The 11,656-nt window shown below is 67.8% G+C and carries 11 protein-coding genes; 8 read left to right on the plus strand and 3 right to left on the minus strand.

Features of this window, described 5'->3' with window-relative positions; all coding sequences use genetic code 11:
- Window positions 1-12 precede the first annotated feature (12 nt).
- A complete protein-coding gene (locus ACZ7SW_RS14120; RefSeq protein ID WP_470230793.1) occupies window positions 13-1,023 on the plus strand; it encodes a LacI family DNA-binding transcriptional regulator in 1,011 nt (336 codons plus the stop codon).
- Complete coding sequence (locus tag ACZ7SW_RS14125) at window positions 1,020-2,021, plus strand: Gfo/Idh/MocA family protein (protein ID WP_470230794.1); 1,002 nt, start codon at window positions 1,020-1,022, stop codon at window positions 2,019-2,021. Before ACZ7SW_RS14120 ends, ACZ7SW_RS14125 begins: the two co-directional genes overlap by 4 nt.
- 1 nt (window position 2,022) lies before the next feature.
- Here ACZ7SW_RS14125 and ACZ7SW_RS14130 read toward each other — a convergent pair whose 3' ends face one another.
- Both ACZ7SW_RS14130 and ACZ7SW_RS14135 read right to left on the minus strand, forming a co-directional pair.
- Window positions 2,023-2,754 (minus strand): hypothetical protein, encoded by a 732-nt coding sequence (locus ACZ7SW_RS14130; protein WP_470230795.1) that lies wholly within the window; start codon window positions 2,752-2,754, stop codon window positions 2,023-2,025.
- A gap of 121 nt (window positions 2,755-2,875) precedes the next feature.
- The gene (locus ACZ7SW_RS14135; protein WP_470230796.1) at window positions 2,876-3,472 is read right to left on the minus strand and encodes a TetR/AcrR family transcriptional regulator; all 597 of its coding nucleotides are present in this window, start codon (window positions 3,470-3,472) and stop codon (window positions 2,876-2,878) included.
- Window positions 3,473-3,533: 61 nt separating this feature from the next.
- Here ACZ7SW_RS14135 and ACZ7SW_RS14140 point away from each other — a divergent pair, with 61 nt between their 5' ends.
- Together ACZ7SW_RS14140 and ACZ7SW_RS14145 are read left to right on the plus strand one after the other, a co-directional pair.
- The gene (locus ACZ7SW_RS14140; protein ID WP_470230797.1) at window positions 3,534-4,193 is read left to right on the plus strand and encodes an SDR family NAD(P)-dependent oxidoreductase; all 660 of its coding nucleotides are present in this window, start codon (window positions 3,534-3,536) and stop codon (window positions 4,191-4,193) included.
- A gap of 53 nt (window positions 4,194-4,246) precedes the next feature.
- On the plus strand, window positions 4,247-4,750 hold the full coding sequence (locus ACZ7SW_RS14145; RefSeq protein WP_470230798.1) for a GNAT family N-acetyltransferase: 504 nt from the start codon (window positions 4,247-4,249) through the stop codon (window positions 4,748-4,750).
- A 164-nt stretch (window positions 4,751-4,914) separates the two neighbouring features.
- On the opposite strand, the gene asnB is transcribed toward ACZ7SW_RS14145, so the two are convergent.
- A complete protein-coding gene (asnB, locus tag ACZ7SW_RS14150) occupies window positions 4,915-6,756 on the minus strand; it encodes an asparagine synthase (glutamine-hydrolyzing) (RefSeq protein WP_470230799.1) in 1,842 nt (613 codons plus the stop codon).
- A 432-nt stretch (window positions 6,757-7,188) separates the two neighbouring features.
- Between asnB and kdpF the strand changes: the two genes are divergently transcribed.
- Genes kdpF through ACZ7SW_RS14170 form a run of 4 tightly spaced genes read left to right on the plus strand, consistent with a single transcriptional unit; the run spans window position 7,189 to window position 11,656 of the window.
- Entirely contained in the window at window positions 7,189-7,290 is a 102-nt protein-coding gene (gene kdpF, locus ACZ7SW_RS14155) for a K(+)-transporting ATPase subunit F (RefSeq protein WP_037358287.1), read from the plus strand.
- A gap of 1 nt (window position 7,291) precedes the next feature.
- Window positions 7,292-8,953: a potassium-transporting ATPase subunit KdpA gene (gene kdpA, locus ACZ7SW_RS14160; protein WP_470230800.1), complete on the plus strand. Its 1,662-nt coding sequence runs from the start codon at window positions 7,292-7,294 to the stop codon at window positions 8,951-8,953.
- Entirely contained in the window at window positions 8,950-11,043 is a 2,094-nt protein-coding gene (kdpB, locus tag ACZ7SW_RS14165; RefSeq protein WP_470230801.1) for a potassium-transporting ATPase subunit KdpB, read from the plus strand. Before kdpA ends, kdpB begins: the two co-directional genes overlap by 4 nt.
- A 1-nt stretch (window position 11,044) precedes the next feature.
- Entirely contained in the window at window positions 11,045-11,656 is a 612-nt protein-coding gene (locus ACZ7SW_RS14170) for a potassium-transporting ATPase subunit C (RefSeq protein WP_470230802.1), read from the plus strand.

The raw sequence follows: 11,656 nt of genomic DNA on the forward strand, positions 1-11,656 counted from the left end.
GGGAGGTTTCGCATGGGGAAGCCCACCATGGAGGACGTCGCCGCACGCGCCGGGGTCTCCCGTGCGCTGGTTTCGCTCGTGATGCGCAACGCGCCGAACGTCTCGGCGCAGCGGCGCGCGGCGGTGCTGAAAGCGGCCGAGGAACTGGGTTATTCGCCGCATGTGATGGCACGGTCGCTGGCGAGCCGGACATCGACGGTGCTCGGCGTGATGGTGAACGACCTGCGCAACGCGTTCTTCGCCGATGTCGTGGAGGGGCTGGACGCAGCGGCCCAAGCGGCCGGTTTCGACTTGATCCTCAATACCGGCGGCCGGATGCCTTCGCGGGAAGGCGCGGCGCTGCGCAGTCTTTTGTCATTCCGTCCCGCTGGCGTGGTGCTGTTGTCGCCAGTGGTTCCCGCCGCGGCGATCGAAGCAGCGGCACGGCAGTGTCCGGTAGTGTTGGTATCGAGGACTTCTCGACTGTCCACTGTGGATACGGTGAACGACGACGGCGAGGCTGGCGCGGCCTTGGCCGTCGAGCATCTGGTACAGCTGGGGCATCGCCGGATCGCACACCTAGATGGCGGGGGAGCGGCTGGTGCCGCGGCGCGGCGTCGAGGTTTCCGGCAGGCGATGCAGGCACACGGTCTGGAGCCGATCGTGGTGCACAGTGAGCACACCGACACGGCGGGCGAAAAAGCCGTGCAGGAGCTGTTGTCTTCGTATTCTCCGCCGCCGACCGCGCTGCTGGCAGGCAATGACTTCAACGCGGTCGGGGCGATCTCGGCGCTCGAAGAACACGGGTTACAGGTGCCGGAGGACGTTTCGGTGGTCGGCTACGACAACACGTCGCTGGCTTCCCTCCGGCACATCTCACTGACCACTGTGGACCAGCCGCGCGCGGAAATGGCCCGGTTGGCCTTCGACGCGTTGTTGGAACGTGTACGGGGTGAACGCGCCGAACCGGTGCGGCACCTGCTCCATCCGTCCCTGGTCGTGCGGGAGACCACGGGGCCGAACTCAGGGGAGACACAGCGATGAGGTTGGGACTGGCAGGGGCCGGGCGGATCGGCGCCGCGCACGCGGAAACACTCGCGGGCTTCGACGAGGTCACCTCGGTGGTCGTCGCGGACGCGGATCCAGCTCGGGCGCGGGCAGTCGCGGCTCGGCTTGGCACCGAGTCGGTCGAGGGAATCGACGCGCTGTTCCAAGCAGGGCTTGATGGCTTGGTGATCGCGGCGGCCACGGACGCGCATCCGGAACTGATCATCCAGGCGGTCGACGCGCGGGTGCCGGTGTTCTGCGAAAAGCCGGTCGCCGCGGACATCCCCGGCACCCTCGCGGTGATCGACCGGATCGCGGACTCGGACGTGCCGGTGCAGATCGGCTTCCAGCGCCGGTTCGACGCGGGCTACCAGGCCGCGCGGGTCGCGGTGGAGAGCGGGGAACTGGGCTGGCTGCACAGCGTCCGGGCGACCACTTTGGACCCGGCGCCTCCGCCCGCCGCCTACATCGCGCATTCCGGCGGTCTGTTCCGGGACTGCGGGGTGCACGACTTCGACATCCTCCGCTGGGTGACCGGTCGGGAGGTCGACGAGGTATATGCCTTGGGGCGCAACAAAGGCGAGCAGTTCTTCGCCGACGCTGGAGACGTCGACACGGCGGCGGTAGCGATGACTCTCGACGACGGAACCCTCGCGACGGTCTCGCTGACGCGCTACAACGGCGCGGGCTACGACGTGCGCTTCGAAGCCCTCGGCTCGGTGGGGAATGTCGTGGTGGGCCTGGACGACCAGGCCCCGCTGCGATCGGTGGAACCTGGCGTCGGGCCGTTGCCGGGACCGGCGTATCCGGGGTTCATGGAACGTTTCCGGACGGCTTATGCCGCTGAACTGCGGGCGTTCCTGGACGTGGCCGCCGGGCAGATCCCGTCGCCGGCGGGGGCGGGGGATGCGTTGGAGGCGTTCTACATCGCGGAGGCGTGCGAGGTCTCGAGGCGGGAGAACCGTCCGGTGCGGGTTGCCGAGGTGCGGCGGTAGGTCAGGGTTTTGGAAAGTAGGTGACCACTTCGGCGAGAGTATCGAGTTTTTCGGCGTCGAATCGGCCGGTGGCGGTGTCTGCTTCGCCAATGACCATTGTCCGTCCACGGGGGTTCGGGTGGTAGTGGTGACCGGTGAAGCGGAAGTTGGCCAATTCGAGCAGCGCGCCGCCGAGCGGAGTCACGTCGCCGTTGCCCTGTACCCGCTCGACCTGCTCGAAGGCAGCGGCATCTTTCTTGGTCCGAAAACCGACCCAAGCCACCGAGAGCACCGCCGCATTGCCGTGTCCGTCGCCGACCGCGTACAACGCCATGTCGAGCGAGGCGCACGGAGTGTGCGTGAAGAATTCCTGAACCTCGCCCGTCGAATTGAGCAGGCACTTCATATCGCGTTTCACCGTCCGTTTCAGCTCTTTGAGCTTGAACCGGCTGAACGTTTCGGCGGATTTTCCTCGCTGGGCGGATTTCCGGCCTTCGGCTTTCCGGACCGAGGGAGAACGGCCGGGCAATGAATCGGCGACGTCGCCCGCGAGGTTGCCGGGCAGCGCGTCCGCGGCGATGCCCGTGCCGCCTTCGATTGCGGCACCGCCGCCGAGCGCGGTGATTCCGCCTCCTGCGATGACCGCGGCGACTCCCACGGCGATGACAGTTCCGCCTCCGCGACTCCGCCGTCCGTCGCCGTTCGAAATGCGGCGTCGGCGTCCTAATTCATCGGTATACCAGTCATCTGCCATGCTAGCGATCCCCTCCATGCCCCTCGACCGGCTGTGCGTGGAGAAAAGCCAACTTTGATGAAGGCATGGAGCGGAGCGGAAACCGGCAAGTTCACCTAAATGTCGGCATCCGCTCAGCAGCTCAACCCCGCGGACGAAGAAGCTTCTCCACCAACGTATCCACCAAATCCCCCGGCACCGCTGCCCTCGTCAGTGCACAGTAGACAATCGGTCCCAGCAGAGCGTCCATTGTGGACTCCGGATCCAGTGCCGGAGAAATCTCGCCCGCCTCGGTGGCCGTCGTCAGCATCTCGCGTTCGGCGATCTGCCGCGGTTCCAAGTAACGCTCATGGAACCGAGCCGCGGTCCCCACGTCGTGCTGGGCCTCGGCCAGGAGGGTCAGCAGGCACTTGCCCGCCGGGTCTTCGGTGAGGAACTGCGTGAAGTCGCGCAGGTATGCGCGGATGCTGTCGGCCGTCGGGAGTTCCGTCGGCACCGTCAGGCGTTTCGCGCTGTCCTCGATCAGCGTGTCCAGCAGGATTTCGACCTTGGACGGCCACCAGCGGTAGATCGTCTGCTTCGCGACCCCGGCGCGGCGCGCGATCGCTTCGACGGTCAGCGCGCTGAAGCCGTGTTCGACCAGCAGGTCGTCGGCGGCGTGGAGCACTGCCAGGCGAGCGGCCTCGTCCCGCCGGTTGCCGGAGCGTGCCCTGCGGGGCTGGGAATTCACTGCGGGCATACCGGACACCTTACCGTGCTACTGTCTAGACGTGACGTCGCGTCTAGACAAAGGAGGGGCCATGGCCGCATGCCGGGCATTGGTGGTCGGAGCTTCGCGGGGACTGGGATTGGTGCTGGTCGCCGAGCTGGACCGGCGCGGATGGGAGGTCATCGCGACGACTCGCGACGGCACGGCGCCGCGCGAGGGAATGCGGACCGAGCGGCTCGAGATGACCGACGACGCACAGATCGCCGCGTTGCGTGACAGAGTGGACGGTCCGCTCGACCTGCTTTTCGTGAACGCGGCGATCAATCAAGGGAACTTGCCGATCAGCGAGGTGCCGACGGCGATGTTCACCGAAGTGATGATCACCAACGCGTTGAGCCCGTTGAGAGTCCTAGAAGGACTGCACGATCTGGTCGCGCCGGGCGGCACCGTCGCGGTGATGTCGTCCGAGCAGGGCAGCATCTCGATGAACGTCGAACCCGGATACGAGCTGTACAAGGCGAGCAAGGCGGCGCTGAACCAGCTCATGCGCAGCTACGCCACCCGCCACGAGGGCGACGGGCGGACCAAGCTGCTCATCGACCCCGGCCACAACCGGACCCGGCTCGGCGGGCCGGACGCGCCGTTGCTGCCCGAGGAAAGCGTTCCCGCGGTCGTCGACGTGCTGGAAGCGCAGGCAGGCGAGCCGGGGCTGCAGTTCCTCGACCGCTTCGGCAAGTCGGTTCCCTGGTAACGACTGGGCCGATCGGGTAGCGCGCGGCGGCTTCGCGTGCCAAGCTGCGGGGCGTGCCTGGATCCGGAGAATCCGAGATCGTGCTGATCCCGCTCGACGAGGCGGGGCTCGAGCGGCTTCTCGAAGCCGCGGTGGCCGACGCCGAACCGACCGAGGTCATGCCGCCGGTGGAAGGTCCCGCCGGCTGGACCGAAGCCCACCGCGAAGCGTTTCTCGCGTTTCACCGCCGACGATCGCTCAACCCGGACACCGCGATCGAGACGACGTGGGTCGTGGAGGTCGACGGCCGCGTCTGCGGGGCGGCCCGGCTGCGGCCGGTGTCCGGGCGGTCCGCGCTGGAGGTCGAAGCCGGGGTGTGGCTCGGCCGTTCGGCGCGCGGACGCGGGATCGGCCGCAAGGTGACCGCGGTGCTGCTGGACGCCGCGCGCGACGGCGGCGCGGCTAAGTTCGTCGCGACGACCACTGTGGACAATGCGGCGGCCCGGCGGCTGCTGAGCGGAACCGGCGCGGAACTCGACGTCCGCGGCACGGAGATCGACGCGCACCTCGACTTCTGACCCGGCTCGCCCGGCACCGCCCGCGCGTAGCCCTCCGCTCCCGCTGACGTCCGTGAGGGGAACCCTGAGGGACTCTGAGTCCCTCAGGGTTCCCCTCACGGACCTCCGCAGCGCCGGGATCAGGTCCATTGATCAGGAAGACCGCCGGCACCGCCGACCCGGGGTCAGTCGAGTTCCAGCTCCGGCGAGTACAGGTCGAACCAGTGGTGCAGGTCCAGCGCCCGGTCCATGCCGACCCGCTGCGCCTGGCTGATCGCCGCCGGGTCGGTTTCCGCCGACTGCTGCAGCCACTCCCGGCCGACCATCTGGAACACCGGGTTGTCCTTCTGCGCCAAGGCTTCCTTGAGCTGCTGCTGCAGCGCGATCGCGTAGCCCGGGTCCTGAGTGGACGGATACGGGCTCTTCACCCGGTCCCGCACCGACGCCGGCAGCACGTGCTTCGTGGCGTGCCGCAGCAGGCTCTTCTCCCGGCCGTCGTAGGTCTTCAGCGACCACGGAGTGTTGTAGACGTACTCGACGAGCCGGTGGTCGCAGAACGGGACGCGCACCTCCAGGCCGACCGCCATCGACATCCGGTCCTTGCGGTCGAGCAACTGCCGCACGAAGCGGGTCAGGTGCAGGTTGCAGATGACCCGCATCCGCGACTCGCGCTCGGATTCGCCGTCCAGCAAGTCCACTTCGGACACCGCGGTCCGGTACTGGTCGGCGACGTAGGAATCCAGGTCGAGCTTCGCGGCGAGGCCCGGTTCGAGCAGCGAACCCCGGTTCTCCATCAGGCTGTTGCGGAACGCCAGCCACGGGAAGGTGTCGGCGTTCACCGCGGCCTCGTCGTGGAACCAGCGGTACCCGCCGAACACCTCGTCGGCCGATTCGCCCGACAGCGCGACCGTCGATTCGCCGCGGATCGCCTTGAACAGCAAGTACAACGACGTGTCCATGTCGCCGAGCCCGGACGGGATGTCGCGGGCGCGCAGCACCTTGCGGCGGACCTCGGGGTCGCTCAGGTCGGCCGGGTTCAGCATCACGTCCTGGTGCGCGGAACCGACGAGCTTGGCGACGTCGCGGATGTAGGGCGAGTCGGGGGTGTCGCGCATCTCGTCGGGCTGGAAGTTCTCCTCCTGCCCGAAAAAGTCGACCGAGAAGGTGCGCAGCTGCTCGCCTTGCTCGGCCAGCCGGGCGGCGGCGAGGCCGGTGACCGCGCTCGAGTCGAGGCCGCCGGAGAGCAGCACGCAGCGCGGGACGTCGGCGACCAGCTGCCGGTGGACGATGTCGGTCATCAGCTCGCGCACGCGCTCGACCGTCGTCTCCTGGTCGTCGGTGTGCTGCTTGGCGTCGAGCTTCCAGTAGGTGCGGGTGTTGATGCCCTCGCGGGTCACGGTCACGACGGTGGCCGGGTCGACCTCGTACATGCCCTTCCACAGCGACCACCCCGGCCGCTTCGTGAAGCCCATCAGCTCGCGCAGGCCGTCGCTGTCGACCACCTTGCGCGCCAACGGGTTCGCCAGGATCGCCTTCGGTTCGGAGCCGAACAGGACGCCGTCGCGGGTGGGGTAGTAGTAGAACGGCTTGATGCCCATCCGGTCGCGGATCATCACGAGCTTCTGGTCGCGCTCGTCCCAGATCGCGAACGCGTACATGCCGTTGAGGTGGTCCACGACCTCGGTGCCCCACTGCAGGTAGCCGTGCAGCACGACCTCGGTGTCGCTGTCGGTCTCCCAGCGGTGGCCCAGTTTCGTGAGTTCTTCACGAAGTTCGGAGAAGTTGTACGCCTCGCCGCTGTAGACCATCGCGACCTCGCCGTTCGGCGTCTTGACGCTCATCGGCTGCCGCCCGCCCGGCAGGTCGATGATGGCGAGCCGGCGATGCCCCAGCGCGACCGAACGGCGGACCCACGTCCCCCGGTCGTCGGGTCCGCGGCAGGCCATGGTCTCGGTCATCGCGTCCGCGATCTCCTGCTGCTGCGTGAGATCGGTGTCGTAGGAAACCCAGCCCGCGATTCCGCACATACGAGACCTCCTGGAAGGTAGGAGTTTAGTTAGTTAGTTGATACAACTATTGGTTACTCAGGTGTAACACGGACCCCTGAGCTTTGTCTGCCCGAATTGCACTCTCTGTCCTTGATCCACTACTCGTTGTGCCGCAAGTCACCCACCAACTACGGACAGTTATCCCGCCTCGCTCGCCCGGATGGCGCTTGACGTAGTGGCGCGGGTCACCGGCCGTCAAGATCGCGTAAACGCCCCCAGGTCACCGCGTCAAGGAGGCGTCAGGCGCGGGTGCTCACCCTCCGCGACGACCGCACAGTGGCACTCGACCGACGGTCGCCCGTGCCGGGTGACCCTTTCTGAGAGGTGCCTCGTGGCGGATTTGCTGTACGCCCTATTGCTCATCGGCGTTTTCGTGGTGCTCGCCGGTGTCCTGCGCGGGCTGGAGAAGCTGTGAGCGGCGCGGGCACCGTGGCCAACATCGTCGGCGGACTGCTGGCGCTCGGCCTTCTCGGCTACCTGTTCGTCGCACTCGTGAGGCCGGAGAAATTCTGAGATGAGTGACGTCGCGGCCGGCTTCCTGCAAGCCGGCGTGCTCCTGGTCGCCCTCGCGGTGGTCTACAAACCCCTCGGCGACTACCTCGCCCGCGTGTTCTCCACCGAGAAGCACCTGCGGGTCGAGAAGGCCCTGTACAAGATCGTCCGGGTCGATCCGAACACCGAACAGCATTGGAAGACCTACGCCTCGGGCGTGCTCGGTTTCTCGTTCGTCTCGGTGATCCTGCTGTACCTGTTGCAGCGCCTGCAGTCGATCCTGCCGTGGAACTTCGGCCGCGGCCCGGTGTCGCCCGCCGTCGCGTTCAACACCGCGGTTTCCTTCGTGACCAACACGAACTGGCAGTCCTACACACCCGAGTCGACGATGGGCCACTTCGTCCAGATGACCGGGCTCACCGTGCAGAACTTCCTGTCCGCGAGCGTCGGGCTGGCCGTGGCGATCGCGGTGACGCGCGGGTTCATCCGCTCGCGCACCGACCGGCTCGGCAACTTCTGGGTCGACCTCACGCGCGGCACGATCCGCGTGCTGCTGCCGATGGCGTTCGTTTTCGCGATCGTCCTCGTGGCGCTCGGCGTGGTGCAGAGCCTGCGGTCCGGCGTCGCGGTGACGAACCCGGACGGCAGCAACAGCACGATCGCGCTGGCCCCGGCGGCGAGCCAGGAAGTGATCAAGGAACTCGGCACGAACGGCGGCGGCGTCTTCAACGCCAACTCCGCGCATCCGTTCGAGAACCCGAACGTCTGGACCAACGTCATCGAGATGTTCCTGATCCTCGTGATCCCGGTCAGCCTCACCCGCGCCTTCGGGCAACTGGTGGGCAACCGCAAGCAGGGCTACGTCCTGCTGTCGGTGATGACGGCCCTCTGGGGCGCGATGCTCGCGGTGATCTGGACGTCCGAGGCGCGCACGAACAGCCCGTCGGCACTGGCCGCGGGGGCGAACCTCGAAGGCAAGGAACAGCGGTTCGGGATCGGCGGCACGTCGTTGTTCGCCGACACCACCACTGGCACCTCGACCGGCGCGGTCAACGGCGCGCACGACAGCCTGTCCGGGCTCGGCGGCGGGGGTTCCCTGCTGAACATGCTCTTCGGCGAGGTTTCGCCGGGCGGTGTCGGCACCGGGCTGTACGGCATCCTCGTGATGGCGGTCATCGCGATGTTCCTGGCAGGCCTGATGGTCGGGCGCACTCCGGAGTACCTGGGCAAGAAACTCGGCAAGCGCGAGGTCACCTGTGCGGCGATCGCGATGCTGGCGATGCCCACCGTGGTGCTGCTCGGCTCCGGCATCGCCTTGATGCTGCCCGGAACCCGGGACGCGCTCGGCAACTCGGGCCCGCACGGACTGTCGGAAGTCCTTTACGGCTACGCGTCCACCGGCAACAACAACGGCAGCGCGTTCGGCGGCCTCACCGCGACCAGCGACTGGTTCCAGACGTCGTTCTCGGTGGCCATGCTGATCGGCCGGTTCGTGCCGATCGTCGCGGTGCTCTGCCTGGCGGGTTCGCTCGCCTCGCAGAAGAAGGTCCCCGAAACCGCGGGCACGCTGCCCACTACTGGGCCGCTGTTCGGGACGCTGCTGACCGGCACCGTCGTCCTCGTCGCGGCTCTCACGTTCATCCCGGCGCTCGCGCTGGGGCCGATTGCAGAGGCATTGGCATGACCATCACCCAAGAGCGGACTCCGGAAGAGGAGACGCAGCACCACGTAGAAAACGCTGGACGCGTCGGAGCGGGCGTCTTCAGCCCGAAGCAGCTGTGGTCGTCCATGCCGGACGCGCTGCGCAAGCTGAACCCGAAGCACCAGCTCAAAAACCCGGTGATGTTCGTGGTGTGGGCCGGTTCGGTCCTCACCACCGTCTTCGCGGTCACCGACCCGAGCGTGTTCTCCATCCTCATCGCGGTGTGGCTGTGGTTCACCGTCGTGTTCGCGAACCTGGCCGAGGCCGTCGCCGAAGGGCGTGGCAAAGCGCAGGCGGAATCGTTGCGGCGCACCAAAAAGGAGACCGTCGCGCGGCGGCTCACCGAGGACGGCTCCGAGGAGCAGGTGCCTGGCGTGGACCTGCGCGTCGGCGACCGGGTGGTGGTCGAGGCGGGCCAGGTGATCCCGGGAGACGGCGACGTCGTCGAAGGCATCGCCACGGTGGACGAATCGGCCATCACCGGTGAATCCGCCCCGGTGATCCGCGAGTCCGGCGGCGACCGGTCGGCGGTCACCGGCGGCACCACGGTGCTGAGCGACCGGATCGTGGTGCGGATCAGCACCAAACCCGGCGAGTCCTTTGTGGACCGGATGATCGCGTTGGTGGAAGGCGCTTCCCGGCAGAAGACGCCGAACGAGATCGCGCTGACCATCCTGCTGTCCACGCTGACCATCATCTTCCTGCTCGCAGTCGTGGCGCTGCAGCCGATGGCCGCTTACTCCGGCAGCGAGCAGTCGGTGATCGTGCTGACCGCGTTGCTGGTCTGCCTGATCCCGACCACGATCGGCGCGCTGCTGAGCGCGATCGGCATCGCCGGGATGGACCGGCTGGTGCAGCGCAACGTCCTCGCCACCTCCGGTCGCGCGGTCGAGGCCGCCGGAGACGTGTCGACGCTGCTGCTGGACAAGACGGGAACGATCACCTTCGGCAACCGGCGCGCGACCGAACTGATCCCGGTCGGCAAGTCCACTATGGACGATCTGGTGCGCGCGGCCCGGCTGTCCAGCCTCGCCGACGGCACGCCGGAAGGCCGCAGCATCGTCGAGCTGATCGCCGAACAGCACGGCCTGCCCGGCGCGGCCGACGACAGCGAGAAGCTCGCCGAGTTCGTGCCCTTCACCGCGCAGACCCGGATGAGCGGCGTCGACCTCGACGGCCGCGAAGTCCGCAAGGGCGCGACTTCGGCGGTGCGCCAGTGGGTCCGCGAGCGCGGCGGCGACGTGCCGGACGAGACCGAACGCGTCGTGGACGAGATCAGCCAGCAGGGCGGGACCCCGCTGGTGGTCGCGGAAGCGGCGGGCGGCACGGCGTTCGTGCGCGGCGTGATCCGGCTGTCCGACGTGGTCAAGCCGGGCATGAAGGAGCGCTTCGAGGAACTGCGCTCGATGGGCATCAAGACGGTGATGATCACCGGCGACAACCCGCTCACCGCGAAGGCCATCGCGCAGGACGCGGGCGTCGACGACTATCTCGCCGAGGCCAAGCCCGAGGACAAGATGGCGCTCATCAAGAAGGAGCAGGAGGGCGGGCGGCTCGTCGCGATGACCGGCGACGGCACGAACGACGCGCCCGCGCTCGCGCAGTCCGACGTCGGCGTGGCGATGAACACCGGGACCATGGCGGCCAAAGAGGCAGGCAACATGGTCGACCTCGACTCGAACCCGACGAAGCTGATCGAGATCGTCGGCATCGGCAAGCAGCTGCTGATCACCCGCGGCGCGCTCACCACGTTCAGCGTGGCGAACGACCTGGCGAAGTACTTCGCCATCCTGCCCGCGATGTTCACCAGCATCTTCGCCCAGCTCGGCGCGCTCAACATCATGCACCTGGCGACGCCGAAGTCGGCGATCCTGTCCGCGGTGATCTTCAACGCGCTGATCATCGTCGCGCTGATCCCGCTCGCCCTGCGCGGCGTGCGGTACCGGCCGTCGTCGGCGTCCGCGCTGCTGCGCCGCAACCTGCTCGTCTACGGACTCGGCGGGATCGTGAGCCCGTTCCTCGGGATCTGGGTGATCGACCTGATCGTGCGTCACATTCCAGGGATTGGCTGACATGAACGTCTTGCTCAAGCAGACCTGGGCGGGCCTGCGCCTGCTCATCGCGATGACCGTGCTGCTCGGCATCGTCTACCCGCTCGGGGTGTGGGCGGTGTCCCGCGTCCCCGGCCTCCAGGGGAACGCCGAGGGCTCGGTGGTGACGCAGAACGGCCAGGCGGTCGGTTCGTCGCTGATCGGCATCGACCCGGTGCCCGCCGACGCCGCGCACGACCCGTGGTTCCACAACCGGCCCTCCGCCGGTTCGAAGGACGTGCTCGGGCCGGGCGACCCGTCGACGTCCGGGCCGTCCAACAAGGGGCCGTACAACGAGGATCTGACCAAGGCCATCGCGCAGCGGCGGGCGCTGATCGCCAAGCGCGAGGGCGTCACCCCGGCGGAGGTGCCCGCGGACGCGGTGACCGCCTCGGGTTCGGGCCTCGACCCGGCGATCAGCGTCGCCTACGCCGATCTGCAGGTGCTCCGCGTGGCCCGCAACACCGGGCTGAGCGAGGAGAAGGTGCGGCAGCTGGTCGCGGACAACACCACCGGCAACGGGATCGGCGTCCCGGGCGTGAATGTGCTCCGGCTCAACCTTGCCGTGCATTCGGCCGCTCCTGGCGCACACTGA

It is taken from the genome of Amycolatopsis sp. NPDC114484 (assembly GCF_055633755.1).

Bases quoted from the DNA above. Each gene is read 5' to 3' on its own strand.
- ACZ7SW_RS14140 (WP_470230797.1), top strand. From the start codon at position 3,534: ATGGCCGCATGCCGGGCATTGGTGGTCGGAGCTTCGCGGGGACTGGGA.
- ACZ7SW_RS14170 (WP_470230802.1), top strand. From the start codon at position 11,045: ATGAACGTCTTGCTCAAGCAGACCTGGGCGGGCCTGCGCCTGCTCATC.
- ACZ7SW_RS14130 (WP_470230795.1), bottom strand. From the start codon at position 2,754: ATGGCAGATGACTGGTATACCGATGAATTAGGACGCCGACGCCGCATT.
- asnB (WP_470230799.1), bottom strand. From the start codon at position 6,756: ATGTGCGGAATCGCGGGCTGGGTTTCCTACGACACCGATCTCACGCAG.
- ACZ7SW_RS14120 (WP_470230793.1), top strand. From the start codon at position 13: ATGGGGAAGCCCACCATGGAGGACGTCGCCGCACGCGCCGGGGTCTCC.
- kdpA (WP_470230800.1), top strand. From the start codon at position 7,292: ATGAGTGACGTCGCGGCCGGCTTCCTGCAAGCCGGCGTGCTCCTGGTC.
- ACZ7SW_RS14135 (WP_470230796.1), bottom strand. From the start codon at position 3,472: ATGCCCGCAGTGAATTCCCAGCCCCGCAGGGCACGCTCCGGCAACCGG.
- ACZ7SW_RS14125 (WP_470230794.1), top strand. From the start codon at position 1,020: ATGAGGTTGGGACTGGCAGGGGCCGGGCGGATCGGCGCCGCGCACGCG.
- kdpB (WP_470230801.1), top strand. From the start codon at position 8,950: ATGACCATCACCCAAGAGCGGACTCCGGAAGAGGAGACGCAGCACCAC.